Source organism: Mucilaginibacter sp. Bleaf8, from assembly GCF_018390515.1.
GTDB lineage: Bacteria > Bacteroidota > Bacteroidia > Sphingobacteriales > Sphingobacteriaceae > Mucilaginibacter.
Window position 1 is genome coordinate 15232 of the sequence record NZ_JAHBBK010000006.1, and the last position, 25779, is coordinate 41010.

Genomic DNA, 25779 nt, shown 5'->3' on the forward strand with positions numbered 1-25779 from the left:
AACCGGAGAATATCGTTCAAACGCATACACCCTTTTAGAAGACAGGTAATGATTGAGGAGTTAAAAGACTTTAGCTATATCCAGAATATTATGGCGTATTCGTTGGATATGATCTGTACAGTGAACCAAGAAGGCTGCTTTGTTAGCATGAGCAATGCTGTTGAAGATATTTTAGGTTATAAGATAGGAGAAGTACTGGGCCGAAACTTTGCTGATTTTGTTCATCCGGATGACAGTGAACTCGCAGCCGCTAAGGCTGAGGAAATTTTATCCGGTATACCAGCCCGAAACTTTGTAAACCGATGCAGGCACAAAAACGGCACCTACGTGTATCTGTCCTGGAGCTCATTTTGGTCAGAAGAAAATGACTTGATCTACGGTATAGCCCGCGATGTGACCGAAATAAAAATCAGAGAGCAGAAGATACATGATCGCGAAGCTGCCCTGTCGCGTAGTGTGAGCCTGCTAACTCAGCAGAACCAGCAGTTGAAGAGCTTTAATCATATTTTGACACACAATCTGCGAAACCATGCCAATAATATTGCGATGCTAACCAGCTTTCTGGATCGTGAAACTTTGGGCGCAGGTAATATTGAACTCGTTCTAAAGCTGGAGAAAGTTTCTCAAAAGCTCACAGGAACAATAAACGACCTTTCTGAAGCCATTAAAATACGCGAGCGGGTTATCGAATCTGACAGGATTCCGTTAGAGGCGGCCACCGCTGAGGTGCTAAAAATATTGGCCATGGACCTTAATTATCTGAAAGCAGAGGTTGTACTGGCTTATGATATTGCTGAGATTAATTTTCCTAAAATATATTTTGAAAGTTTATTAACGAATCTGATCAGCAATTCACTCAAGTATAAGCGGGCAACGGAGCGCCCCTTGATTCATATTGCTGCTTTTTATGATGAGGACAGGCACTGCAATGTGCTAACGTATGAGGATAACGGTATCGGTATTGACCTCGACCGTTATGGCGATCAGATTTTTGGCCTATATAAAACGTTTACTCACCGTCAGGATTCGCATGGTGTAGGCCTATTTTTGGTAAAAACGCAGGTAGAATCTCAAGGCGGGAGCATTACAATCGAAAGCCGGCCGGATGAAGGTACAAGGTTTACCATCTTCTTTAAACCTTGAATGACGCAGAATGTGATATGTGCGCACTAGCTCTTTCCTTAGGCCGCCTTTTCAGTCTTTCAGTGACAGACAAATAGCCTTTTAATCGTTCTTGACAATAGCAGGCCTATTTATCCTTATTATGCATGAAGGTTATTTATAGCGTAAAGCTTCCCGGATCTACTTCATTAGCAGATCCGGGCAAGCGCCATAGCTATTTCCCGAACTGACTGTTTGCTTTGTTTAGCACCTTTTCCAAATCAATCCCTTTGCCTAATATGGGTTTAAATAAATCGCCTTCCATTTTCAGCCGGTTCACTGCGTTGAAAATGGTAAAATCTTTCATAGTCAGTCCGGGTTTAACTTCATCCCAATGCAGGGGCATAGACACCGTGGCGCCCGGCTTAGGTCGCAACGAATAGGGACCGGCTATGGTAGCGCCGGGGCGGTTCTGTAAAAAATCAAGGTACATTTTGCCACCCCGGTTTTCAATAAAACGTTCTACCGTGGTAAACTCAGGCAACTGCTCATTGACTATATGAACCAGCTTACGCGCAAAGTTCTGCGATTCATCATAGGTGTATTTGGCACCGAGTGGAATGTAAATATGCAGGCCGGTTGAGCCTGATGTTTTAGGATAGGTAGGAACACCTAGCGCATCCAGAACTTTACGCACCTCAATGGCAGCTTCAATCACCTGTTCGAAAGTATTCTGATCGGGGTCCAGGTCAATCACACAATAATCCGGGTTATCGGGCGCATGCGTGCGGCTAAACCAAGGGTTCATTTCAATGCAGCCAGAAGTTGCTGCCCACAACAAAGTATCTTCGTTATTGCCTACTAAAAATTCCTTGTGCTTGCCATCGCTGGTGGTGTAGGGGAAAGTTTCTGCCCAGTCAGGCGCTTTGCCCTTTACATCCTTTTGGTAAAAGCTCTTGCCATGAATACCATTTGGGAACCGGTTCAAGGAAAGCGGACGGTCCTTCAAATAGGGCAGGATATAATCGGCAATCTGATAATAAAAATTCAGCATATCACGCTTGCTCACCTGTTCTTCCGGCCAGTACAACTTGCCGAGGTTGGCAAACTTGATATCATGCCCGCAAACCGGCCGTACCTGGCTGTCATCCTTAGGATTCACCAAGGTGGCCCGGTCCCTTACTTTTGGCGGTTTCAGCGCGCCTGCAAAAGCTTCGTCGGCTTGGAGCGGTGCTGCTTTCGCGGCTTTAGGGCTGTGCCTGGCCACCTCGCGCACAATTTCTGAAGCTTTTTTATCAGAACGCATACCTTGAAAAGAGGGTTGACGGAAAACGCCGTCACTGGTCATTTCGACGTAGGCCACTTCACAGATCAGCTCGGGCCGAAGCCAGGTCACATCGGCTTTAGGCGGATTTGGCCGGAAGCGTGACGGCTTATTAATGTCAGGAATTACTTTAAACGCACTCTTTTCGGTAATATAGGGCTTAAAGGCATTAATGAGCTCTTCCTGTACTTTTTTGGTGAAACCTGTACCTACTTTGCCTACAAACTGCATCTCGCCCTTTTCGTAAACGCCCAACAGGAGGGAGCTGAACAGCTTATTTGTACCCTCATTCTTAGTGTAGCCGGCAATGATTGCTTCCTGCCGCTGGTGTACTTTAATTTTGAGCCATTCATTTGAACGCAGATCGGGCGTATAGGTGCTGCTTCTGCGTTTGGCCATGATGCCTTCCAGCTCCAGCTTTTCAGCATCTTTAAAAAAAGCGGTTCCCTTTTCGGTAAATACCTGCCCAATGCGGACCCGGTCATCATCCTTAGGCAAAATATCTTTCAGTATAGCCTGACGCTGGTAAAGGGGCAATTCCATCAAGTCCTTGCCTTCGTACCAAAGCAAATCAAAAACATAATATACCAGCGCACCATCCGCCTCGCTACGCCAGTTTTGCAGAGAGCTAAACTTGGATACGCCACTTTCATTGAGTACTAATATTTCGCCATCCAGCACCACATTCAGCTTCCAGCTTTTCAGCAGCTCATGAATAGGATAGTACTTCTCACTAAAACTTTTATTTTTACGGGAAAGCAGGTCTGCTTTACCGCTCTGAACATAAGCCAGGGTGCGGAAACCATCCCATTTAACTTCATACTGCCAGTCCGGGTCGTCAAAAGGAGCATCAACCAACGTGGCCAGCATCGGTTTTATGCACTCGGGCATTGGTGATTCCGGCGCTGCTTTCAGTAACGCGGCGGTATCCACATCCTGTTCTAAATGAGTATTGGATTCGGTAATGTCTTTAATTTGATCAGCTTTTTTCTTCATGATAGGGCAGCTTTTTAAAAGTGAAGTGGCAGAATTAAAACAGGCTTATTTTGATCCGTTGTTATTTTGGTACTCTTCTACCTTTTAACCAAATCTCTTACGGCCAGGGCGGCCAATATTATGTTTGCTATCCATTACGCTATTGTTGGTTGTTTTTCAACAGCAAGAAAGTGTTAATGGTTTGCTGTTAGCACAGAGTGTGGAAAACTTGCATGCGGGCGACCTGATAGGTTTGGTCACACCCACCAGTTTTCGTCAAGATAGATAATAAATACAGACTCCTGCTTCAGTTTTTCTTTAAGTTGAAGGCTTAAGGATTCGAGCGTTTCTCTAACCTCTTGATCATGTCGCTGCATGTCTTCCGGCGAGGATAATTCGCCGGTAAAGATGGCTGTCGGCGAAACGGTAACCAAGCTTTTTTCATCTTTGGCTACTGCCGGGAAGAACAGCGTGCCTTGCTGTAACAGGCCGGTAACAATGGGGTGCTGCTCTTTTAACCGCTGCTCCATCCACTCTTTGATCACCGTTTCCGCTTTACTTATTTCAAAAAGCTTTCCTTCAGGCGAATAGCCTTCTTTGAGGCTGCATGTTATTTTGTAGCTGCGTTTTTTCATAACTATATAGTACTTATTATCTGCTTAACCTACTTACGATGAAATTGTTAAAACGAAGTCGATATTAACCATGGTTAGCCTTTGAAAAGCGGTGGCTAATTTGTCAGTTCCTATTGCATACTGGTTAATTTGTATCGTTTGGAACCCGAATGTTTTTACGCCGATAAGGCTTCTAATAGCCATTGAAATGACTTATTGAAGGCAGGTAATCCCGTTTCAAAAATCCTCAGCTCCAAATTGATAATCTGCAGGTCATGTTCGTTATCAGGGTAACTTGTTCGGAGCTATGGCATGAACTTAGCTGCTGTTGTATCTTTGTCATCCCATGAAACAGCATTTAAGTTCGGACGTTTTTCAGTATGATTTCACAAATACTTTTCCAGGCGACCAAAGCGGGAACCTGACACCGCGGCAAACACCAGGCGTTTTGTATAGTAAAGCCCTGCCTACACCAGTGAATGAGCCGAAGCTGCTGGCCTGGTCAGACGACCTTGCAGCAGAATTGGGCCTCGAAAAGCCAAACGAAGCAGACGTTAATATACTGGGTGGCAACCTGGTGACACCATCCATGCAGCCGTATGCTTTGTGTTATGCGGGCCATCAGTTCGGTAACTGGGCCGGGCAACTGGGCGATGGCCGCGCCATCTGTTTAGGTGAATGGGAAGCTCCTGATAAAAACAAGTGGGAACTTCAGTTGAAAGGCGCTGGGCGTACAGCATACTCCCGCAGGGCAGATGGACGTGCCGTTTTACGTTCCTCGGTAAGGGAGTACTTAATGAGCGAGGCCATGCATTACCTGGGTGTGCCCACTACCAGGGCGCTCAGCCTCGTGGCCACTGGCGATCAGGTAGTCAGAGATATGTTTTATGATGGCAGGCCGGCCTACGAACCCGGCGCTATTGTATGCCGCACTGCACCAAGCTTTTTGCGGTTTGGAAGCTTTGAAATGCTTAGGGCCCGGAATGAAATTGATAACCTGACAAACCTGGTTAACTGGACAATTGACCGCTACTATCCACATATTAGTGGTGACGATAAGGTGCTAAAGTGGTTCGGTGAAGTGGTAGAGCGCACAGCCACCATGATTGTGGAGTGGTTACGGGTTGGTTTTGTACATGGCGTAATGAACACCGATAATATGTCTGTACTGGGCTTGACGATCGACTATGGCCCTTTTTCTTTCCTGGATAATTATGCCCCGGATTTTACGCCCAATACCACTGATCTGCCTGGCAGGCGCTATGCTTTTGGCCAGCAGGCGAATATCGCTTACTGGAACTTAAGCTGTTTATCCAATGCCCTGGTTCCCTTATTTTCGGATGCTGACCAGTTAGCCGAAGTGCTTAAAACATATGAGGATCATTACTGGGCAAAGTATTACGCCATGATGGCCGGTAAGCTGGGCTTAGACCAGGTACGAGATGAAGATGTTTACCTTTTCCAGGAATTCGAAAAGGTGCTATCCGCCATACAGCCGGATATGACAATATTTTATCAACTGCTCATTGAGCTGCCGCTCGACGCAAAGTCTGAAAGCGATATCACTGCACACTTTCAGGATAGTTTATATGATGAGCTTACATCTGATCAAGGTATGCAACTCCAAGGTGTTATCAACAGGTATCAAATCCGTAGAAAGGCAAACACTTGCACCGAAGATGATGTTCAAACACTAATGCGACGCAGCAACCCAAGGTTTATTTTAAGGAATTACCTGCTGCATCAGGCTATTGAAGAATTGGAGAAAGGCAAAAACGAACTTTTTTTGAAATTGCAGGAAGCTATTAAAGATCCCTACGCCAAACGCTTTGACGAGTTTTTTGAGATCAGACCCGGCTGGGCCGCGGAGCAGGCAGGCTGCTCTATGCTATCCTGCAGTTCATGATGGTAAAGCCCTTAAGCTATAAGGATTTTTAAACCACTGTAAATCAAATTGTGCCTGTTGCCGAACATTACGTGTGTGAATGTACGGGAGGAACCTGCTCCACAATTAGTTTGAAGAGCCTAACTGCTCAAAATGTGTGCTTGTATGGACAGCTTTCGCGTTTAAATAACCAATTACCTACCAGCGCTAACAGGAGGGACTGGCACAAATGCTGTGCAATATGTAAAGTTTATGGTACAAGTAAATTTACGGCCAACTTGTGCTTAACTTGAGCCATTCTAATTTATTGATCATTGCATGAAAGCCTTTTTTCTCTTTGTCTGTTTAGCGGCCAGTTCCCTTTTTTGTTCGGCACAAAAAACCTATGCACCGGCGGCGGCTTTGCCTGCCAAAAATCTGGCTATGTTTGCCAGAGGCTCTTACCCCGGAGATGATAAAACTTACCAGTTGCTAAAACAAAGCGGGTTTACAACCCTGCTGCTTTCCAGCTTTTACATCCATGCCGATGGCGACCTGTACTCCGGCGACTCACGCCAACCCATTGTTCATAACGGCAAGTGGGTAGGCGACTCGGCTTATGTAAAAAGGGTCAGAAACCTGAAAAAGAAATCTTCCATTTCACGTATTGAAATACTGTTGGAAGGCCGTTGGTATGGCCAGCCACCCAACACGTTCGATTTTATACGCGACTGGTACGATGACTCTAAATCGGTACCAGGCATTGTAACTGGCACTGGCGAACAAAGCACGTTGTATAATATTTGCAGGGTATTGAAAGAAGTGCTGGGCGCCGACGCATTTTGCATCGATGATGAATCTGTATACGATAGCCCATCTATCATTGCGATGGGCAAAATTGCCGCCAGGCTAAATATGCACATGACGCTGTGCCCTTTTAAAGGCTATACGTATTGGCAGGATATACTGAAAGCATCTGACGCCAAAGTTGTAGATGCCTTGTATTTACAGTGTTACGACGGCGGGGTGCGCAACGAAATTAAAGACTGGGTAGAAGCTCTAAAACCGACGCAGCCTATATACCCCATATTTATGGTACGCGGATCGTTCAGCACCTGTGGCAGTTATAAAGGGAGTAAGTCGGTAGCGGAGATCAGGGCTCAACTGAAAGGTTTCAAGCAAGACTATCCTGCTATGAGCGGCGCAGCGATATGGCAAATGGCAGATGTATACAACTTTGTAGAAATGGGATGCGCCGTTAAGGAGCCCACCTCGGGCACAGCCCGCAGTGCAACTGAGTTTTTGGGCCAGTTAAAAACTGGTTTAAAAAGCGAATTATAATAAAAAGGCGGTCTGAGTAAGACCGCCTTTTTACATACAGGTATGTTCATCGCACAAGCAACTTTTATTTTTGTCTAAGCAATGAATGAACTATCACCCGTAAGATACCTAAACCATTGTTATTAAAAATGACTTCTATCTGAAACAACTGCTTCAGAATCCTTTTATGTTTGTGGAAAGTATTACAAATGGCAAGAAATGTTGAGTTCAATGAAGCGGAAGCCATCCAAAAAGCTATGGAAGTTTTTTGGGAGAAGGGTTATAATGGCGCTTCGCTTCGCGACTTGACTGAGGCCATGAAAATCAACAGCAGCAGCCTTTACAATACCATCGGCGATAAGCACGAACTATTTGTGCGCTGTGTTAAACACTATATAGATATCCGGAAGAAGGACCTTGACCAACGGCTGGAAAGTAACGCATCGCCGCTTGCTATCCTGGTAACTTACATTAATGATGCAGTTAAGGTAATCATTAGCGAAGAGCACAGCTGCATGGCTGTTAAAACAGCATTTGAGGTTGCTACTAACGATCAAAGAGTGAAGGACATCCTTAAGGCAGACAGCAATTATACCTACCAGTTTTTATACACCCTGATTAATAAAGCTATACAGGCAGGCGAAATACCGAAAGAAGAAGACCCGGAACTGCTTGCCGATTATTTTCTAAGCACTTGGACAGGCTGGTATGAATCCTACATTCTGCATAGAGATGCGGCCAAGATTTCGAAGATGGCCCAATATTTTATAAGGCAGATTTCGAAGTAAAATTTTTTACGCTTTTTTGAAACATCCATTTCAGAATTATCACAATAAGTATATACACAGCAATTATTTTGAAACAAACAATTCAGAATTATTAATTACAACAACATGGAAAACAAACAAATCCACACAGACCTGCAGGGTAAAAGAGCGCTGGTAACCGGCGGAACCAAAGGCATTGGCAGAGCCATTGCAGATGAACTGGCACAGGCTGGTGCCCAGGTCATTGTTACGGCCAGAAATCACCCCGGTGATTCAAACCTACAACATCATTTCATTCCTGCCGATTTAACAAACGCTCAGCAGGTTCTGGATATGGCGCAGGAGGTTAACGAGAAGTTTGACGGTATTGACATTTTGATCAATAATGTAGGCGGACTTACCACGCCTCCAGGCGGTTTCAGCACCTTAACCGACGAGCATTGGGAGCAAGAACTACAATTGAACCTGTTGTCGGCAATTCGCCTGGACAGAATCTTTTTGCCTCAAATGCTTGAACAGCAAAGCGGCGTAATTATTCATATCTCCTCAGTTGCTGCCAAACAGCCCTTATGGAACCTTAACATGGCTTATGCGGTTTCTAAAGCGGCTTTAAACAGTTACAGCAAATCATTGGCAACAGAAATGGCCGGTAAGGGCATACGTGTGCTCACGGTAGCGCCCGGAGCAACCAAAACACCACCAATGGAGAAGTTTATTGCAGATTATGCCGCATCTGCAGGCCTAACCGTTGACGAAGCATTAGCGCAATTGCTGATCCAGACAGGCGGCATACCAATGGGCAGAATGGCCGAACCGGAAGAAGTTGCATCGCTGGTACATTACCTGGTTTCGCCAGCAGCCGCCTACCTAACCGGCACCATCTACGCTATCGACGGCGGGTCGCTTCCGGTAGTTTAAATATATTAATTCCAATAAAAAGGCAGGCAGGAGTTAGCTTAATAAAACTCCTACCTACCTTTTAGCGCACTGGCGAATGGAAATCAGGAAAGCAAGCCCGGCTCATGAAATCACATTTTTATTACGCTGTAGCTGTGCAAGGCGGCAATGCATAATTAATCGATATGTATGCTGGCAATGCCTTTTTCCAAGGCATGCTCTTTAACGCCCGGAACTTTAACACCTTCCGCCCGGAAAACCGCAAGATCTGTCATACCTAAAAAGCCTAGGAACGCTTTCAGGAAAGGCGCTACAAAATCGTTGCCCTGAGATGGCCCTTCTGAATAGATGCCACCGGATGACATAGCCACATATACCTTTTTACCGGTAACCATGCCGATAGGCCCATTTTCGCCATACCGGAAGGTAATGCCGGCCCTGGTGATATGATCAATCCAGGATTTAAGCGTTGTTGGAACAGTAAAGTTATAAAGCGGAGCGCCGATAACGACAATATCGGATGCCATTAATTGTTTAACCGCCTCGTCCGAGTAGCGCAACGACTCTTTGGCTTCGGGCGTCAACTGGTCGCCGGGCGTAAACATGGCCTGGAGCATTTTAGGATTCAGATGCGGAATATCCAGATTGTTTAGGTCCACCTCTTCAACGGTGCTGCCGGGGTACTTTTCGATTACCTTCTCAACAATGGCTTTGCCGAGCTTAAGGCTGTAAGACTCATTTCCCTGAATGGTAGAAATTAAATGCAGAATACGTTTCATAAACTTTGATTAAATGTGAATATTTCGGAATGGCAGGGAGCATGAATATATAAAGCACTGATGTTTAAACCCCACTTACGCAACTCCCGCAATTCCTACAAGCAAAGGTATCCGAACGCACTACCAAAAAGATAGTACTTACCCAAAGGAAAGCGCTTACCTTCAGGAAAGTACGTAGCTTTGTGCATGATGCTATTTCAGGATACAGAAACCCTTCCCGATAAACAAGAATGTGCCAGCTCGCTCAATAACGTACTGGATGCCTTGTATGTGCTTGGCGGCAAATGGAAATTGCCTTTAATTTTGAGCCTGGTACACTCTCCAAAAAGGTTTAATGAAATTCAACATGATGTAAGCGGCATCTCTCCCAAGATTTTGGCCAAGGAGTTGAAGGATTTAGAACTGAATGAATTCGTGAAGCGCAATGTATACGCAACCACGCCGGTAACCATCATTTATGAAGCAACCGAACATAGCCTCACATTAAAGAATGTTTTACATGAGTTGAGCTTGTGGGGCGAACAGCACCGCGAAAAGATTAAAAAGAGCATGAAAAAGCCGCTTGCGCAATAGCGTTTACTTTTGCCGTAAGGCCTACCTTTTATCTCTCCAGACGTACATAACCAGTTGAGTTAAGGTATTACATTGTCGAAAAATTATTCCGATAATTGTTAACCTAATCAATACCAATAACCTAACTGCCTCTCATGAACCTTTTTTATGCTAACCGCATGGCGGTTGTATTTACTGTACTGTTACATTTTGCCACGAGCCAGCACGCAGCCGCCCAAAAACTTTCGGTTTACGATCTGACCGTTGATTATCAAACAAATCCGCTAAGCACCGAAAGCCTCAGCCCACGGTTTAGCTGGAAAATTAAGTCAAATCAACAAAATACGGTTCAACAAGCTTACGACCTGAAAATAGGCGATAAGATTTTTCATGCCGTAACCGATCAATCTGTACTGGTTGCTTGTCCGCAACCTGCGCTTAAGGCGGGTACGCCCTACAGCTGGCAGGTAAGGGTTTCAGACAATCATGGCCATACATCCGGGTGGTCTGCCAGGCAATTTTTCCGGACGGGTATTGCACCCGGCGATTGGGTAGCCAAATGGGTAACGGTATCCGGAACGGATAGTTCCAGTAAAAGTCCGCTTTTCAGAAAGGATTTTTCTTTAAAGAAAGAAGTTAAATCTGCTACGCTCTATATAACAGCTAAGGGCCTTTATGAGGCCCGTTTAAATGGCAAACGGATAAGCAACAACTACCTGGCACCCGGCTGGACCAGTTATAACAAGCGCCTGCAATACCAAGTGTATGACGTAACAGCCAGTTTAACCAAAGGCAGCAATGTGATGGGTATTATGATGGGCGATGGCTGGTATAAAGGTCGGGTAGCGTTCAATGACCGCCATGACTTTTATGGCAACACACGGGCGGCACTGATGCAAATGCAGATCGTTTATACCGACGGATCCAAAGAAGTTGTGATAACCGATAACAGCTGGAAGTATGCCTATGGCGCCATACTGGCATCCAGTATATACGATGGTGAGATTTATGATGCACGTTTGGAAAAAACAGGCTGGGACGCTGCAGCTTACCGGGAAGATGCGACCTGGAAAAATACAGCCGTGGCAGAGAAAGGGGCTGAAGAGTTAGTAAGCATGAGCGGGCCGCCGGTAAAAAAGCATGAAGTTTTTAAACCGGTGAAAATCTTCACTACGCCAGCGGGCGAACAAGTGGTTGATTTTGGCCAGAACTTGGTGGGCTGGGTGGTTTTAAAGGCACAGGGCCCTGCCGGCGCCAAAATAACGCTGAGCCATGCTGAAGTATTAGACAAGGCTGGCAACTTTTACACCGAGAACCTGCGTTCGGCCAGGCAGCAAAATACCTATATCCTAAAACCGGGCACTGAACAAACTTTCGAGCCGCATTTTACATTTCAAGGTTTTCGGTATGTAAAGGTAGAAGGTTATCCGGGAACGTTAAAAGCTGATGACCTGACGGCTGTTGCCTTATATTCGGACATGGCCACAACAGGCAAGCTCAGCACCTCAAATGCTTTACTAAACCAGCTGCAACATAACATAGAATGGGGGCAAAAAGGCAATTTTGTAGACCTACCCACTGATTGCCCTCAACGGGATGAGCGCTTGGGCTGGACGGGCGATGCACAGGTATTTTTTAACACGGCAGCTTATAACATGAATGTTGCCGGCTTTTTCACTAAATGGCTCAGGGATGTAGAGGCTGATCAGCTGCCGAACGGCAGTATACCCTTTGTTGTACCCAACGTATTAAACGCATCCGATGCCGGCTCGGCCGGATGGGGCGATGTGGCCACTATTATACCCTGGGGTATGTATTCCGTTTATGGCGATAAGCAAATACTGCAAACGCAATACAGTAGTATGAAGGGCTGGGTGGATTATATAACGGCATCAGCTAAAAACAACCTTTGGAACACCGGTTCGCACTTTGGCGACTGGCTTTTTTACCGCCCCGATGATGATAATGACGGCAGGGCTGCGGTTACAGATAAGCACATGATTGCCCAATGCTTTTACGCACATTCTACTCACCTGCTTGCCCAGGCAGCCGGTGTACTGGGTAAAACCGATGATACCCAAAAATACACCGCCTTGCTGCAAAAAATAAAAGATGCCTATGTGCGGGAATACCTGACGGCTAATGGCAGGCTCGTATCCAACACGCAAACAGCCTATGTGCTGGCCCTGCAATTTGATATGCTTCCGGAACCATTAAGGCAACAGGCAGCCGAACGGCTGGTGGCCAACGTTCGTGATTATGGGAACCACCTCACCACCGGCTTTTTAGGTACCCCTTACCTATGCCATGTGCTGAGCCGGTACGGTTATACCGACGTTGCTTATGATCTGCTGATGCAGGAAAGCTACCCATCGTGGCTGTACCCGGTTAAAATGGGTGCCACCACTATATGGGAAAGGTGGGACGGACTGAAACCGGATGGCCGTTTTCAGACACCGGGCATGAATTCTTTCAACCATTATGCCTACGGCGCCATTGGAGATTGGATGTACAAAAATATCGCAGGCATCAACCCCGGCTTAGACAGGCCTGGTTATAAAACCATTTTGATCACCCCTCAACCGGGCGGAAAATTAACCAGCGCGTCTGGCCAATTAGAAACTTTATATGGTACAGTAACTTCAGCATGGCAGATTGAGAAAGGTAATTTTAACCTGGATGTAAACATTCCGGTTAATACAACGGCAACGGTAATTATGCCAGATAAAAGCAGACATGAAACCGGTTCAGGCTATTACCATTTTTCGTGCAAAACAGATAACAATTAAGGGGGCTCAACGAAGTAATGATTTATAACTTCCCGGGAAAGCCAGGGAGTAGCTAAGAGTTTATTCGTTTATCAACAACTCATCACATGTCTTATCAAAAAGTATGATTTATTGGAGTAAAGATTCGTTTCATAAGAAGCTTTGCAACCAGCTGTTGATTTATAATTATAGCACTCAGCAATCTTTCTTATCTGCTTTGCTTTTTGTTTTGTTTTTGGTAGCTTGCTTTAAAAGAAATTTATCCACTACCAATTTAGTTTTCTTTTTACTCAACCTATAACACAACATGATTGCAAACAAAAGTCTTACAGGGATCCTGCTTCCGGTTTACCTGTTGCTCCATTTTTTCACTGCAAATGCACAGGGGGGCAGAAAAAATCAACCAGGTACGTTTAAAGCAGAAGGCGTAATCCATAATATTACAGACACTGTACTTGCTGTAACTTACATCTCAGGAAAAGATACCATCAATAAAAAAATCAAACCTGGTGCCGAGGGCAAAGTTATGCTTACCGGTGTTGTTACGGAACCAACTCTGGTGTTGATTAATGAGGGAAGCGCAGGTCTCGATCCCTCTACCGGACAGCCATACGGTAAAGTTAAATTTTGGGTGGAACCAGGTAAAACGACGACCTTTTCTTTCTCGGATGAGGCACAGGGCACTTTGGCCAGTGGAAACATTACGCAAGAAGAGTATAACTCGTTTGACCGCCTTTATAAGGCTACAGTGAATGCGCAACAAAATATCATTAAACGCGGAGGGGATGCAAAAAAAGCAGGAAACTTCAATACAGTTAAGCCTCAGCTGGATAAAGAATGGGACTCTATTGAAGTATCGAAAAGGAATATCATTGTGAACTTTTTAAAGCAGCATAAGCAATCTTATGTTTCACTTTACCTGGTGCAGGAGTATAAGAACCTGTTTAAGTGGTCGGGTAAAACTGATGAGCTGATCGCTGCTTACCATAGTTTGTCTAGCGGCGTTAAGTCTTCGCCAAGAGGGGCAGGCGTTGCACAGTATCTCGGGTTAGAAGGCGACTTGAGAATCGGGGCCCCAATTAAAGAAATCAACGAAAAAAATCCATCTGGTCAATATGTAAGCCTTGCCGGCTTAAAAGGCAAATATGTGCTGATTGACTTTTGGGCAAGCTGGTGTGCTCCCTGCCGTATGGAGATCCCGGAGCTCAAAAAAATATATCAAAAGTTTAAAGATAAAAGCTTTACAATCTTAAGCGTTTCAATTGATGATAATAGAGAAAAGTGGGTAAAGGCTGTCAATGAGGAGAAGATGGAATGGCCAAACGTTTCTGATTTAAAGGGCTCTGATGGGCTGGCTGCCAAAACTTTTAATATTCATGCTATCCCACAAAATATATTGGTTGACCCAGACGGAAAAATTATAGCCAAAAACCTGAACATGGGAGAGCTGAATAAAAAACTTGAGTCTTATGTGCTCAAGCAGTCACATTAAGACAGTTAATACAACTTAATTCGCAGAGGAAAAGCATCTGTCTGTAATACATCAAGCGCTTTATCAAAAACGAAGGTCTTTTACTGAGCGATGGAAGCTTGATCTAGCAGTTGAATTATTTTTATGTCTTAATTAAAAATATTAAGGCGCGCAGATACTATTTATCTGCACGCCTTTTTCTTTGAGCTTTCTTGCGCTCGTTAAGCGCCTGGCTAAGCAAGTACTCGATTTGCCCATTGATACTCCTGAACTCATCGTTGGCCCATCCTTCGAGTTCTTTCAGCATCTCGGCACTTACTCTCAGTACAAATGATTTTTTCTCAGCCATAGTTTACATCGCTGCTACTGCGTGCTTTTGCCTGGTTAATTGAATCTCCAAAGCTAAGAAAGCCAGTATAAGTATCCACTGGTTTTGTTTGGCTTGCTCATTGATGTAGATCAAAGGCTGTTTAAATGCCCGGGCCTTAAAGGTTACTAGCTCGGTACCATCAGTAGCCTGCCAGCTAAATATACTTTTCCATAATGACTGGGTAATGAATGTGGCGGTGAAGCCGTCAATAGCAGTAAAAGTTATTTTATTGCCCCAAAAGTTACCGGATACGGTGCCTAACGGTTCACCCTGAGCCGTGGTGATTTTTATATTTCTCCATTTCATTCCGCTGATGACCCAAGTCTGGTCAGTAGCCTCAACAATTACCTTTGGCCGCCATACGCCTTCATAGCGTAGCGTGCCGTAACTGTTCTGACCATCCGTAAGTGTGAAAGTAGGCTTCCAAAAGCCGTTAGGCTTTACGGTCAATTCATTCGCCAGGCTTCGAGTTCTGGGTGCTTCCTGTCTCATGATTAATGGTATAAAGTGCCTGTATTAACCACAGGTGACACCGCACGCTCACCACAAAGTACAACCAGCAGATTGCTTACCATGGCTGCCTTGCGTTCTTCGTCCAACTCAACTATGTTTTTTTCGGAAAGACGGGCAAGCGCCATCTCGACCATACCGACAGCACCTTCCACAATTTGTTTGCGGGCGGCTATAATGGCGGACGCCTGCTGCCGTTGCAGCATAGCATTGGCTATTTCAGGCGCATAAGCAAGGTGGGATATACGGGCTTCCAGCACCTGTATGCCGGCACGGTCCAGCCGGTCGTTAAGCTCCTGTTCAAGCATCAAACTTACCTGCTCTGCACCGTCGCGGAGGGTAACCGCTGCTGATTCATCCTCCAAATTATCATACGCAAAAGTATTAGCCAGGTGCCGTACTGCTGCTTCGCTTTGTATGTTAACATACTGGATGTAATTCTCAACCGAGAAGATCGCTTTTGCCGTATCTTTTACCTGCCATACAATAACAGCGGCAATTTCGATAGGGTTGCCCAGCTTGTCGTTCACTTTAAGCTGTTGCCCGTTAAGGTTGTTTGCTTTTAAGGATACCTTCTTTTTAACCGTAAAAGGATTCACCCAAAAGAAGCCATCCTGCTTTACCGTACCAACATATTTGCCAAATAAGGTAAGTACTCTGGATTCGTTAGGGTTGACAATGATTAGCCCCGGCAAAACGAGCACCAAATTGATGACAGAAATAATTATGCAAGGAATTACATATTGCGCAATACCCAGGTAAATGGCTACCCCAAGAAGCACCAGGAACAAAATTAGGGCGCCGTAGCCGGACGGCGGGTTGGTTGTTTTTTCGGTTTCCATGTGAATGGTTTGATTTAAAATGATATCATAAAGATATCAAAATAATTTTTAAAATACCAAGAGAAATATTGATAATTAACGCTTTTTAATGATTATAACAGGTTCAAGTATCAGGTAATCGTATGCAATTAGTAAGACTTTATTCTTCAACAAGGACTATGATTGTAATCGTCACATAACTTTCCTTATTTATCATCATACTTTGCTTAAACCTCCATATTTGTTGTTGTGGAGATGTTGACTACCTTGTTCCGAGCGAAGCTGACCAACCAATTTGCTGCCGTGATAAGTGCAGCGGGAGCTTAAGAAGCCTTGTCAAAAAACGCCTATCTAAAAGCTCTTTTATTTAAGGTTATTTGCTGTTATGGCGTACGCTTCCTTCACAACTATTTTCTTTTCAGTTCGATCCTATGTGCATCATGATCTTATCCTGTCTAACATAACATCAGTATTTGTCTTATCACCTATCACTTCGAACCTAAAGTTGCGACATTTGACTATAGAGGCTTTGTCAAAACATATTTGATAAAGTTAATCTGACTATGGTGAAACCCAGGATTTATGATGAATCTTTACAAAGATGCCCGTAGAGTTGCCTGATGTTACATATTCAGTAAAAGAAGCTTTCCTGCATGGATTCGAACCACCATCTTCTAAACCAAAATAAGATGTGCTACCGTTGCACCACAGGAAAATATATGGAGTGCATAAAGTACTTGAACCTTTCAACCATCACTGTATTAGGATATCACTCCAACCAATTGAGCCAACTTTTAGTCCTGTATATCAACAGTTTGTCCTGGACACGAATCAAGAGCCTCCAATCCCAAATGTGATAATCTGACCAACCGATATACTACCCTGAAAATGTCCTGAAAATAAAAATCCCCTTAGATCTATCTAAGAGGATTCTGCATATTTTGCTTATCAGGCTACCCGGCTCCGATCAACTTTCCCGTCCTGACAGAAATCCCACCGTTTTGGGTTCTTGTATCTCGATGGCAAAGCCTTCCAGGTACAACTGCTCACCAATGTAGCGGGGGCGGAGGGTGCGTTCATCTACCTTAAAATTCTTTTCCTTCAGCAGGGCGTTAATGCGGTCAAGCACATCGCGGCTGGCAAAGCTGCCGGTTATGCGCAGGTCGTCGTTCACGGTTTGCATCAATACGTTCTCTACTTTATAAGAGAAACCGATAGTTTGGGTATTGCTCATAGGTATTTCTGTTTAATCAGTAAATGCAAGATAGCATTATTATACTGACAAGATTGTGTCATGAGTATAAATACCTGTACCAAACTGTACCGGGTGTTCCACCCTGTACCACTTATTTTGAACGGCCTCTGCATGCTGCAAATGGCGTTTTGGGTGTACCAAAGTGTACCACCTGTTCCGGCGTGTACCGGTTTGTTCCGCTTTGTACCACTTTAAAAGTGGTATACCTGGTTTTTAACCATAAAGCAAGGCTAAAGCATAAGTAACCGAACTAACACTTGCTATATGTAAGCTACTTATATACATTGGAGTGACCATCCGAAAGTTTGATTTCCTTAAATTTGTGTTATGGAAGATAAGCTTATCCGGTCAGTTTCTGATTTCAACAGCGAGCTTAAGCTCAAAGGTTTTAATGTGTTCGAAATAGAAACCGACAGCCAGGCCACTCGTACCTACAGCAGAAAAGACTTTTATAAGATATGCCTTACTACCGGCAAAAGCATTATTCACTATGCCGACCGGAGTTTTGAAGCCGAGGGTACGGTACTGTTTTTCGGGAATCCGCATATTCCATACTCCTGGGAAACCTTGTCGACCAGCTACAAGGGCTACACCTGCCTTTTTTCAGAAGACTTCCTGAAACTTTCGGAACGGTCTGAAAGCCTGCAGCAATCTCCCTTGTTTAAGATAGGCGGTACGCCCATTCTCACGATCAGCAGTGAGCAGCGCGAGTTTTTAAATGCCATCTTTCAAAAGATGATTGTTGAGCAGCAAACTAACTACGTATACAAAGATGACCTGATACGTAACTATGTTAACCTGATTATTCATGAGGCGATGAAACTGCAGCCTTCCGAAAACTTTGATCAGCACAGAAACGCAGCTGCACGCATCACGGCCGTATTTTTTGAGCTGCTGGAAAGGCAGTTCCCGATAGAAAGTCCGGACAAGCCCCTACAGTTAAAAACCGCGCAGGATTACGCGCAAAACCTTTCCCTGCACATCAATTACCTCAACCGCGCGGTAAAGGAAGTAACCGGTAAACCCACAACCAGCCACATCAGCGAGCGCATTATCAGCGAAGCCAAAGCCCTTTTACAGCACACCGATTGGAATATCGCTGATATTGCCTATGCACTCGGCTTTGAGTATCCCAGCTACTTCAACAACTATTTCAAACGCATAACAGGCACCAACCCATCCTCGCTTCGCGCTCTGGAAGTTTAAATATCTTAAGCATTGGTTTGAATATCATAAACAGGGAAGATCTAACACAATCTACCTTTGCATCATGAAAGACATCTTTGAAAGGCTGCGAAGCGGGGAGCGTGTGAGGTTAGATGATCCAGAATATTTTAAAATACAGGCAGTGGTTGACCGCACTTTGGCATTATCGCCACTGCTCAACGCCGCAACCAGTGTTTTTGAAATACGGGAGAAGCTGGGCGATATCATTGGCCAAAAGCTGGACGACAGCGTAACAGTATTTGGACCATTCTACACCAATTTTGGCCGCTTTATCAGAATCGGTAAAAATGTGTTCATCAATCATGCCTGCTCCTTTTTGGATATGGGCGGCATTATGCTGGAAGATGACGTACTGATTGGCCCCAAGGTAAACCTGATTACCGAAAACCACCCCATGGAGCCGGCAGACAGGCGGGCATTAATCACCAAACCCATTTTAATTAAGCGAAAGGCTTGGATTGGCGCTGCCGCTACAATATTACCCGGCGTAACCGTTGGCGAAAATGCTGTAGTAGCTGCGGGGGCTGTAGTTACCCAAAATGTGCCGGACAATGCCCTGGTAGCCGGCGTACCAGCTAAATTTATTAAATTCATAAACGACTAATAACTATTAACTTATGGAAACAACCAATATTAAAGCGTTCGGTACCGAAGCAGCAAACGCACCTTTAAATGAAATGAATATTAACCGCAGGAAAGCCACACCGCATGATGTGGAGATCGAGATTCTGTTCTGCGGTGTTTGCCATTCTGATTTGCATACAGCCAGAAGCGAATGGGGCCCATCCATGTATCCATGCGTACCAGGCCACGAGATTGTGGGCAGAGTGGTGAATGTAGGCGGCCATGTAAGCAAGTTCAAAGTAGGCGACCTGGTTGGCGTGGGCTGCATGGTAGACTCGTGCCGTGAATGCCAGTACTGCCAGGAGGGCTTGGAGCAGTATTGCGAGCCCGGCATGACCGGTACTTACAATTCACCGGACAAGCATCTTCAGGATACCCCAACCTTTGGCGGTTATTCAGAAAGCATCGTGGTAGATGAGAATTACGTATTGCGTATTCCTGAGAATCTGGACCTGGCTGCAACGGCACCTTTGTTATGTGCCGGTATTACCACTTATTCTCCATTACATCACTGGAAAGTGAGCCAGGGCATGAAGGTAGGCATCGTGGGTATCGGTGGCTTAGGCCATATGGGCATCAAAATTGCTAAAGCAATGGGCGCTACGGTAGTAGCCTTTACCACCTCCGAATCAAAATTTGCCGAGGCCAAACGCTTAGGTGCTGATGAAGTGGTATTATCTAAAGATGCCGGGCAAATGGCCGCTTACCGTGGCAAACTACATTTTATTTTAGATGCCGTATCTGCCGAGCATGATATCAATGCTTACCTGGCGCTGCTTCGCGTAGATGGCTCGCTGGCTTTGGTCGGTGCACCTGAGCAACCACTGCCTGTTGCTGCCTTCAGCATTATCATGGGTCGTAAAAGCTTTGCCGGTTCCATGATTGGTGGTATAGCCGAAACACAGGAAATGCTGGATTTCTGCGGTGAGCACAACATCACGGCAGATATTGAAATGATTGATATCCAAAATATCAATGAGGCGTATGAGCGTTTACTGAAAGGCGACGTGAAATATCGTTTCGTGATCGATATGGCTTCATTAAAAAACAAAAACTAATAGTCTACACATAAAGCATTTATTTTATGAAAAGCTACACTGGGGAACAACTGATAGCCGAAGGGTATAAACCAGCTCCGGCCGAATACTTTACCGGCAAGGCTTACCTGAAAAGCTTTGTGCAACCCGACGACAATACCAACTGTATCATCAGCGATGTGCTTTTTGAGCCGGGTACCCGCAACAACTGGCATACGCATGGAAGCAACCAGATTTTGATGATAAAAGAAGGCACCTGTTACTATCAGGAAGAAGGCAAACCCGTGCAAAAGATTGAAGCAGGCGGTGTAATTAATATCCTGCCGGGAGTAAAGCACTGGCATGGCGCATCACCCGATACCGCTATGATCCATACCGCCATTGGCATCAACACCGAAAAAGGGATTGTGAACTGGCTTGAACCCGTTACAGACGAACAATATAAAACCGAAGTTTAATACAAACGGCTGCACCCGTTAACAATAGCTTCCCGTAAAACAGGAAGCTATTGTTGTTTTAGTAAGGCTTGATGATTGCAACAATGATATCTATCCAAGCCATACAGCAACCGGTTTCTGTTTTGGCAGCCATTGTAATGATAGGTAGCGAATAGCTGCTTACCTTTGTACTCCAATTCAAAGCTGATGGATATCGACAAAATCATTGCAACGCTATACGTACTACCCGAACCATCCAAAGCAGCATTAATAGCTACGGCCAAACAGGTAACTTATCCCAAAGGCTATATCCTGCTAAAAGCCGACCGTATTGAAAAGAATATTTACTTCATTAAAAAAGGCGTTGTGCGGGCCTACTCTGATGCACCGGGCGGGCAGGTAACCTTTTGGTTTGGCGTGGAAGGTGCGCCTGTACTTTCCATGAAGAGCTATATCACTGGCGAGAAAAGCTATGAAAATATTGAACTGCTGGAAGACTGCGAGTTTTTTGAACTGAACATTGCTTCGCTTAAAGCACTTTATGAAAAGGATATACACCTGGCCAACTGGGGCCGGAAACTTGCCGAGCATGAATTGGTAAAAACGGAAGAACGGCTGATTGCCATGCAATTTAAAACGGCACAGGAGCGGTATATGGATTTGATTGGAAGCCAGCCTGCTTTACTGCTAAGGGTGCAATTAGGATACATTGCTTCCTACTTGGGCATGTCACAGGTGAGCCTTAGCCGTATACGTGCAGGCCTAAAGTAACCACCTGTGTTTTTTAACATTTGTAAAAAGCTAAAAGAAGCTGGTTAATGATCTTTGCAGTTTTAAATCAAAAGAAATATGAACTGGATCCTCGTTATTATAGCAGGCTTATTTGAAATTGCATTTGTTTCTTGCTTGGGCAAATTCCGTGAAACTACGGGCACCGAAATGTACTGGTGGTTTGGAGGATTCCTGATTTCCTTGTTCGTTAGCATGGCCTTAGTCATGAAAGCCACGCAAAGCCTGCCTATCGGTACAGCCTACGCCGTATGGACCGGCATAGGTGCTGTAGGTACGGCCATCATTGGCATCCTGATATTTAAAGAGCCTGCCACTTTCTGGCGCTTGTTTTTTATCACTACCCTAATTGGCTCTATCATCGGCCTTAAAGCGGTATCACACTAAGCTGGTTATCTGAAAATCCCACTTCTAAATATTTATCGCTAAAACATATGGAAACCATAACTATCACACGCGTAACACTTGCGGATATTGACCAGCTGCAGAAAATCAGCAGGCAAACGTTTTCCGAAACCTTCTCGGCAGGGAATAGGGCCGAAAACATGGCCCGGTACCTGGAAGAAGGCTTTTCCGCCCAAAAACTGGCGGCTGAACTTAGCGACGAAGCATCTTCCTTTTATTTTGCCATGCAGAATGACGAGGTAATTGGCTACTTGAAACTAAACTTCGGACAAGCACAAACAGAGATTAAAGACAACAAAGCGCTTGAAATCGAACGGATTTATGTATTGAAAGAATATCATGGCCAGAGTGTGGGGCAACTGCTTTATGATACAGCCATGCAGGTTGCTACGCAAAATGGAGCCACTTATGTATGGCTGGGCGTATGGGAAGAAAACCCCAGAGCTATCAGCTTTTACAAGAAAAATGGGTTTGTGCCGTTCGATAAGCATATTTTTAAATTAGGTGATGATGAGCAGACCGATATTATGATGAAAAAGGTACTGGAGGCAAGCTTGTAAAATGTAGAAGCCGGGTAGTAATTCAAAAGCTGCCTACTTATAAATAATAGGTTAAACCTGTCGGGTGTTCGCCGCTTTTGTGAACTTAATTTTATGCTCGGAAAAAAGTTATCAGGACTTTGCATACTGATTAGGCAAACATTTAATCTTTTATTTTATTTTGCCTTATACTAGCATGGAATTACCAGTCGACGAAAATAACTTTATTTATGCAAAAGGCGAGATGGCCGACAGAACCCGTACCTATAACTGGTCTGCCACATCCATCGGCCCAATATCGGGCTGGCCGGTGCCTTTGCTAACCACTGTAAATTTGATACTGGATTCGAGTTTTCCCATGTTTATCTGGTGGGGTGCAGAAAAAATCCAGTTTTATAATGATGCCTACCGCGAAATTTTGGGCACTGCCGAAAACAGCAAGCACCCCCGTGCATTGGGCCAACAGGGTGAAAAATGCTGGGCAGAGGCCTGGCCCATGATCGGGCCACTTATTGAAGGCGTTTTGGAAACCGGAAATTCCGTTTATCTGGAAAATCAGCTCATTCCTATCTACCGCAACAACAAACTTGATGATGTATACTGGACGTTTTCCTATAACCCGATAAGAGGGCATGCCGGAAAGCCCGATGGCATTTTAGTAGTTTGTACTGAAACTACCAAAACCAACCAGCAGCTGCAGGAAAACGAGCAACAATTACAACGGGTATTGGATCATATGGCCGAAGGTGTGGGCATTGTTGATAAAACAGGCCAGATCATCTATTCAAACCCGATGGCTCACCAGATTCTTAAAACCGATAGTGATCGCTTCCGTGAAAGAAGAAGCAACTCACCGGAGTGGTTCAACGTGCACCTGAACGGCAAGCCCATGACCGACAGCGAACACCCCACGATGATAGCTATGGCAACAGGCAAGCCTGTTTTTAATTTTGAACTTGCTATACAAAGGCCGGGCGCCAGCCGCATGTACCTTACCATGAATGCAGCGCCTATTACTGACAAAGACGGCAATATTACCGGTGCCGTAGGCATGTTTACTGATATTACAGAACGTAAGCTAACTGAGAAGGCCTTAAGAGAAGCGAAAGACGAATCGGAGCAGCAAAAAAGATTTTACGAAACCATTACCTCATCTACACCCGATCTGATTTACGTATTTGATTTGAACTACCGTTTCACCTACGCCAATAAGGCCTTGCTGAATATGTGGGGCAAAACCTGGGATACAGCAGTTGGCAAAGGCTTGCGGGAAAACGGCTACGAAGAATGGCATGCGGCAATGCACGAGCGGGAAATTGACCACATAGTGGCCACCCGCGAGTCGGTTAGGGGAGAGGTTTCTTTTCCGCACGCCACCTTGGGCAAACGTATTTACGACTATATTTTAAATCCGGTGACGGATGATGATGGGAAGGTAGTAGCTATTGCCGGTACCACCCGCGATATAACGGATATTAAAAATGCGGAGGCAGCCATTATGGAAAGTGAAGAGCGTTTCCGCGCAATGGCCGAGGGTTCCGGTATTTTGATTGCGGTGGCTGATGAAAGCAGTAATGCCACCTACTTTAGCCGGGCTTGGATAGACCTGACCGGCAGGCCCATGCAGGATATGTTAAAATTCGGTTGGGTAGATTTGCTGCACCCGGATGACCAGAAGCAGTATTTGGACACCTACCTTACAGCATTCCATCAGCGAGCATCTTTTACCAGTGAATTTAGGGTGTTTACAAAAGATGGCAATTACCGCTGGCTATTGGCCAATTCAACGCCGAGATTTCTGCCCGACGGCCCGTTTACCGGTTACATTACCGCCTGCCTGGACATTACGGAGCAAAAGCTGAACGAACAGCGAAAGAATGATTTCATTAGCATGGTTAGTCACGAGCTAAAAACGCCGCTAACTTCGCTTAACGGCTATGTACAGATCATCGAAGCAAAATCACGAAAAAAGGAGGATGCCTTTACGATAAACCTTGCGGAGAAGGCAACGAGGCAAATCGGTAAAATGACAACCCTGATCAACGGGTTCCTGAATGTATCCAGGCTCGAATCCGGGCAAATACATATTGAATGTGAGCGTTTTGATATAGCAGAACTCATTAAAGAGACCGAAGAAGAATCTTTAACCCAGATTACCACCCACCAGGTTATATTTGCCCCTGTTGAGGAAACCTGGGTAAATGCCGACCGCGACAAAATAGGGCAGGTGATTAACAACCTGATCAGCAATGCCGTAAAGTATTCCCCTGCGGGTAGTGCCATTCATATTGCCTGTGTAACCAAAAACGGAAAGGCAATAGTGAGTGTAAGCGACCAGGGCGTAGGTATTAGCGAAGAAAACCTGCCCCGGCTGTTTGAGCGCTATTACCGGGTAAACAATGCCGGCTATGAGAGTGTGGCGGGTTTTGGCATCGGGCTTTATTTATGCTATGAAATTCTGAAGCGCCATGAGGGCAATATCTGGGCAGAAAGTGAGTCCGGGCAAGGCTCTACATTTTATTTTGAGTTACCGGTTGCAGACTAACAGACCTTTTCGGAACAATTAAAGAACGGCAACAACGTTTGACACTTAACTATTTAACAGCGCTATAATTCAAAGAATATGACAGATACCTGGACCAACCGGTGGAACGAGCGCTATAGCGATAGCGCGTTTGCCTACGGCGAAGAACCCAATCACTATTTAAAGGAACAATTAGAGAAGCTAAAACCTGGCAAAATCCTTTTCCCTGCCGAAGGTGAAGGTCGCAATGCTGTCTTTGCCGCTACACAGGGCTGGGCCGTTTCTGCATTCGACATCAGTGCACAAGGCCAAAAGAAAGCCGAACAGCTTGCACAAAAAAACCAGGTAACTATCAGCTATAAGGTTGGGGAGTTGCCGGTGCTGGGATACCAGGAAGAGGAGTTTGACGCTATAGCACTCATTTACGGTCATTTTCCGGCTGCCATCAAGTCGCAGATGCATCAGGCGCTCAGCAAGCACCTGCGCAAAGGTGGTATTGTAATTTTTGAGGCCTTTAGTAAGGCCCACCTCAGCTACCTGGCCCAAAATGAAAAAGTGGGCGGGCCAAAAGATGTTGATTCCCTATTTTCTGTAGAAGAAATTAGAGCTGATTTTAACAATTACGATATAATCGAATTAGACGAAATAGAGATCCACCTGAACGAAGGGCTTTATCACAATGGTTTGGGTTCCGTTATCCGGTTTGTAGGCCGTAAAAAGTAAGGTTTGCCCTGAACACGAAGCCAAACATGACCGACTTATCCAAGCCGCACCGCACAGATAAGAACCGCCTGAGCGCACTGGCAACA

At 45.1% G+C, this 25779-nt stretch carries 25 protein-coding genes; 18 read left to right on the top strand and 7 right to left on the bottom strand.

Translation table 11 applies throughout. From position 1 onward, the window contains the following. The first annotated feature begins 48 nt into the window (after nt 1-48). Entirely contained in the window at nt 49-1143 is a 1095-nt protein-coding gene (locus KHS38_RS19985) for a sensor histidine kinase (RefSeq protein ID WP_213490343.1), read from the top strand. 193 nt (nt 1144-1336) lie between these two features. Here the strand turns inward: KHS38_RS19985 and ligD are convergent, their stop codons facing one another. Beyond that, nucleotides 1337-3421 carry a DNA ligase D gene (gene ligD, locus KHS38_RS19990; RefSeq protein WP_213490344.1) on the bottom strand — a complete coding sequence of 695 codons (2085 nt, stop codon included), beginning with the start codon at nt 3419-3421 and terminating at the stop codon, nt 1337-1339. 236 nt (nt 3422-3657) lie between these two features. Next, entirely contained in the window at nt 3658-4035 is a 378-nt protein-coding gene (locus KHS38_RS19995; RefSeq protein ID WP_213490345.1) for a hypothetical protein, read from the bottom strand. A 325-nt stretch (nt 4036-4360) separates the two neighbouring features. On the opposite strand from KHS38_RS19995, the gene KHS38_RS20000 reads away from it, so the two are divergent. From KHS38_RS20000 to KHS38_RS20015, 4 genes are all read left to right on the top strand, one after another. After that, nucleotides 4361-5920 (top strand): protein adenylyltransferase SelO, encoded by a 1560-nt coding sequence (locus tag KHS38_RS20000; protein ID WP_213490346.1) that lies wholly within the window; start codon nt 4361-4363, stop codon nt 5918-5920. A 297-nt stretch (nt 5921-6217) separates the two neighbouring features. Further along, complete coding sequence (locus KHS38_RS20005) at nt 6218-7219, top strand: zinc-binding metallopeptidase family protein (RefSeq protein WP_213490347.1); 1002 nt, start codon at nt 6218-6220, stop codon at nt 7217-7219. A 188-nt stretch (nt 7220-7407) separates the two neighbouring features. Beyond that, nucleotides 7408-7986: a TetR/AcrR family transcriptional regulator gene (locus KHS38_RS20010; RefSeq protein WP_213490348.1), complete on the top strand. Its 579-nt coding sequence runs from the start codon at nt 7408-7410 to the stop codon at nt 7984-7986. A gap of 105 nt (nt 7987-8091) precedes the next feature. Next, entirely contained in the window at nt 8092-8883 is a 792-nt protein-coding gene (locus tag KHS38_RS20015; protein WP_213490349.1) for an SDR family oxidoreductase, read from the top strand. 155 nt (nt 8884-9038) lie between these two features. Here KHS38_RS20015 and KHS38_RS20020 read toward each other — a convergent pair whose 3' ends face one another. Next, nucleotides 9039-9641, bottom strand: coding sequence for an FMN-dependent NADH-azoreductase (locus KHS38_RS20020; protein WP_213490350.1), 603 nt, complete (start codon nt 9639-9641; stop codon nt 9039-9041). Nucleotides 9642-9827: 186 nt separating this feature from the next. Between KHS38_RS20020 and KHS38_RS20025 the strand changes: the two genes are divergently transcribed. The 3 genes from KHS38_RS20025 to KHS38_RS20035 all read left to right on the top strand — a co-directional run bounded on the left by KHS38_RS20025 (nt 9828) and on the right by KHS38_RS20035 (nt 14453). Beyond that, the gene (locus tag KHS38_RS20025) at nt 9828-10214 is read left to right on the top strand and encodes a winged helix-turn-helix transcriptional regulator (protein ID WP_249665500.1); all 387 of its coding nucleotides are present in this window, start codon (nt 9828-9830) and stop codon (nt 10212-10214) included. Nucleotides 10215-10348: 134 nt separating this feature from the next. Beyond that, on the top strand, nt 10349-12982 hold the full coding sequence (locus tag KHS38_RS20030) for a family 78 glycoside hydrolase catalytic domain (protein WP_213490351.1): 2634 nt from the start codon (nt 10349-10351) through the stop codon (nt 12980-12982). Between the two features lie 286 nt (nt 12983-13268). After that, complete coding sequence (locus KHS38_RS20035; protein ID WP_213490352.1) at nt 13269-14453, top strand: TlpA family protein disulfide reductase; 1185 nt, start codon at nt 13269-13271, stop codon at nt 14451-14453. A 157-nt stretch (nt 14454-14610) separates the two neighbouring features. Here the strand turns inward: KHS38_RS20035 and KHS38_RS20040 are convergent, their stop codons facing one another. The 4 genes from KHS38_RS20040 to KHS38_RS20055 all read right to left on the bottom strand — a co-directional run bounded on the left by KHS38_RS20040 (nt 14611) and on the right by KHS38_RS20055 (nt 17367). Next, the gene (locus KHS38_RS20040; protein WP_213490353.1) at nt 14611-14781 is read right to left on the bottom strand and encodes a type II toxin-antitoxin system antitoxin; all 171 of its coding nucleotides are present in this window, start codon (nt 14779-14781) and stop codon (nt 14611-14613) included. A 3-nt stretch (nt 14782-14784) separates the two neighbouring features. After that, nucleotides 14785-15294, bottom strand: a complete 510-nt coding sequence (locus KHS38_RS20045) for an LURP-one-related/scramblase family protein (RefSeq protein ID WP_213490354.1) — start codon at nt 15292-15294, stop codon at nt 14785-14787. Between the two features lie 2 nt (nt 15295-15296). Further along, a complete protein-coding gene (locus KHS38_RS20050; protein ID WP_213490355.1) occupies nt 15297-16154 on the bottom strand; it encodes an SPFH domain-containing protein in 858 nt (285 codons plus the stop codon). 946 nt (nt 16155-17100) lie between these two features. Beyond that, nucleotides 17101-17367 (bottom strand): hypothetical protein, encoded by a 267-nt coding sequence (locus tag KHS38_RS20055; protein WP_213490356.1) that lies wholly within the window; start codon nt 17365-17367, stop codon nt 17101-17103. Between the two features lie 60 nt (nt 17368-17427). On the opposite strand from KHS38_RS20055, the gene KHS38_RS20060 reads away from it, so the two are divergent. The 10 genes from KHS38_RS20060 (at nt 17428) to KHS38_RS20105 (ending at nt 25693) form a co-directional block, all read left to right on the top strand. Then, complete coding sequence (locus KHS38_RS20060; RefSeq protein ID WP_213490357.1) at nt 17428-17583, top strand: hypothetical protein; 156 nt, start codon at nt 17428-17430, stop codon at nt 17581-17583. A gap of 132 nt (nt 17584-17715) precedes the next feature. After that, complete coding sequence (locus KHS38_RS20065) at nt 17716-18594, top strand: helix-turn-helix domain-containing protein (RefSeq protein ID WP_213490358.1); 879 nt, start codon at nt 17716-17718, stop codon at nt 18592-18594. 64 nt (nt 18595-18658) lie between these two features. Beyond that, nucleotides 18659-19219 carry a DapH/DapD/GlmU-related protein gene (locus tag KHS38_RS20070; RefSeq protein WP_213490359.1) on the top strand — a complete coding sequence of 187 codons (561 nt, stop codon included), beginning with the start codon at nt 18659-18661 and terminating at the stop codon, nt 19217-19219. A 13-nt stretch (nt 19220-19232) separates the two neighbouring features. Continuing rightward, on the top strand, nt 19233-20297 hold the full coding sequence (locus KHS38_RS20075) for an NAD(P)-dependent alcohol dehydrogenase (protein WP_213490360.1): 1065 nt from the start codon (nt 19233-19235) through the stop codon (nt 20295-20297). 26 nt (nt 20298-20323) lie between these two features. After that, nucleotides 20324-20734, top strand: a complete 411-nt coding sequence (locus KHS38_RS20080) for a cupin domain-containing protein (protein ID WP_213490361.1) — start codon at nt 20324-20326, stop codon at nt 20732-20734. 186 nt (nt 20735-20920) lie between these two features. After that, a complete protein-coding gene (locus tag KHS38_RS20085) occupies nt 20921-21484 on the top strand; it encodes a Crp/Fnr family transcriptional regulator (RefSeq protein WP_213490362.1) in 564 nt (187 codons plus the stop codon). 78 nt (nt 21485-21562) lie between these two features. Then, nucleotides 21563-21889, top strand: coding sequence for a DMT family transporter (locus tag KHS38_RS20090; RefSeq protein ID WP_213490363.1), 327 nt, complete (start codon nt 21563-21565; stop codon nt 21887-21889). Nucleotides 21890-21936: 47 nt separating this feature from the next. Next, nucleotides 21937-22467 carry a GNAT family N-acetyltransferase gene (locus tag KHS38_RS20095; RefSeq protein ID WP_213490364.1) on the top strand — a complete coding sequence of 177 codons (531 nt, stop codon included), beginning with the start codon at nt 21937-21939 and terminating at the stop codon, nt 22465-22467. Nucleotides 22468-22642: 175 nt separating this feature from the next. After that, a complete protein-coding gene (locus KHS38_RS20100) occupies nt 22643-24991 on the top strand; it encodes a PAS domain S-box protein (RefSeq protein ID WP_213490365.1) in 2349 nt (782 codons plus the stop codon). A 78-nt stretch (nt 24992-25069) separates the two neighbouring features. Further along, the gene (locus KHS38_RS20105) at nt 25070-25693 is read left to right on the top strand and encodes a class I SAM-dependent methyltransferase (RefSeq protein WP_213490366.1); all 624 of its coding nucleotides are present in this window, start codon (nt 25070-25072) and stop codon (nt 25691-25693) included. The last annotated feature ends 86 nt before the right edge of the window (nt 25694-25779 follow it).

Excerpts from the sequence above, each read along its gene's own strand:
- KHS38_RS19985 (WP_213490343.1), top strand. The coding sequence starts at position 49 with ATGATTGAGGAGTTAAAAGACTTTAGCTATATCCAGAATATTATGGCG.
- ligD (WP_213490344.1), bottom strand. The coding sequence starts at position 3,421 with ATGAAGAAAAAAGCTGATCAAATTAAAGACATTACCGAATCCAATACT.
- KHS38_RS19995 (WP_213490345.1), bottom strand. The coding sequence starts at position 4,035 with ATGAAAAAACGCAGCTACAAAATAACATGCAGCCTCAAAGAAGGCTAT.
- KHS38_RS20000 (WP_213490346.1), top strand. The coding sequence starts at position 4,361 with ATGAAACAGCATTTAAGTTCGGACGTTTTTCAGTATGATTTCACAAAT.
- KHS38_RS20005 (WP_213490347.1), top strand. The coding sequence starts at position 6,218 with ATGAAAGCCTTTTTTCTCTTTGTCTGTTTAGCGGCCAGTTCCCTTTTT.
- KHS38_RS20010 (WP_213490348.1), top strand. The coding sequence starts at position 7,408 with ATGGCAAGAAATGTTGAGTTCAATGAAGCGGAAGCCATCCAAAAAGCT.
- KHS38_RS20015 (WP_213490349.1), top strand. The coding sequence starts at position 8,092 with ATGGAAAACAAACAAATCCACACAGACCTGCAGGGTAAAAGAGCGCTG.
- KHS38_RS20020 (WP_213490350.1), bottom strand. The coding sequence starts at position 9,641 with ATGAAACGTATTCTGCATTTAATTTCTACCATTCAGGGAAATGAGTCT.
- KHS38_RS20025 (WP_249665500.1), top strand. The coding sequence starts at position 9,828 with ATGATGCTATTTCAGGATACAGAAACCCTTCCCGATAAACAAGAATGT.
- KHS38_RS20030 (WP_213490351.1), top strand. The coding sequence starts at position 10,349 with ATGAACCTTTTTTATGCTAACCGCATGGCGGTTGTATTTACTGTACTG.
- KHS38_RS20035 (WP_213490352.1), top strand. The coding sequence starts at position 13,269 with ATGATTGCAAACAAAAGTCTTACAGGGATCCTGCTTCCGGTTTACCTG.
- KHS38_RS20040 (WP_213490353.1), bottom strand. The coding sequence starts at position 14,781 with ATGGCTGAGAAAAAATCATTTGTACTGAGAGTAAGTGCCGAGATGCTG.
- KHS38_RS20045 (WP_213490354.1), bottom strand. The coding sequence starts at position 15,294 with ATGAGACAGGAAGCACCCAGAACTCGAAGCCTGGCGAATGAATTGACC.
- KHS38_RS20050 (WP_213490355.1), bottom strand. The coding sequence starts at position 16,154 with ATGGAAACCGAAAAAACAACCAACCCGCCGTCCGGCTACGGCGCCCTA.
- KHS38_RS20055 (WP_213490356.1), bottom strand. The coding sequence starts at position 17,367 with ATGAGCAATACCCAAACTATCGGTTTCTCTTATAAAGTAGAGAACGTA.
- KHS38_RS20060 (WP_213490357.1), top strand. The coding sequence starts at position 17,428 with ATGAGTATAAATACCTGTACCAAACTGTACCGGGTGTTCCACCCTGTA.
- KHS38_RS20065 (WP_213490358.1), top strand. The coding sequence starts at position 17,716 with ATGGAAGATAAGCTTATCCGGTCAGTTTCTGATTTCAACAGCGAGCTT.
- KHS38_RS20070 (WP_213490359.1), top strand. The coding sequence starts at position 18,659 with ATGAAAGACATCTTTGAAAGGCTGCGAAGCGGGGAGCGTGTGAGGTTA.
- KHS38_RS20075 (WP_213490360.1), top strand. The coding sequence starts at position 19,233 with ATGGAAACAACCAATATTAAAGCGTTCGGTACCGAAGCAGCAAACGCA.
- KHS38_RS20080 (WP_213490361.1), top strand. The coding sequence starts at position 20,324 with ATGAAAAGCTACACTGGGGAACAACTGATAGCCGAAGGGTATAAACCA.
- KHS38_RS20085 (WP_213490362.1), top strand. The coding sequence starts at position 20,921 with ATGGATATCGACAAAATCATTGCAACGCTATACGTACTACCCGAACCA.
- KHS38_RS20090 (WP_213490363.1), top strand. The coding sequence starts at position 21,563 with ATGAACTGGATCCTCGTTATTATAGCAGGCTTATTTGAAATTGCATTT.
- KHS38_RS20095 (WP_213490364.1), top strand. The coding sequence starts at position 21,937 with ATGGAAACCATAACTATCACACGCGTAACACTTGCGGATATTGACCAG.
- KHS38_RS20100 (WP_213490365.1), top strand. The coding sequence starts at position 22,643 with ATGGAATTACCAGTCGACGAAAATAACTTTATTTATGCAAAAGGCGAG.
- KHS38_RS20105 (WP_213490366.1), top strand. The coding sequence starts at position 25,070 with ATGACAGATACCTGGACCAACCGGTGGAACGAGCGCTATAGCGATAGC.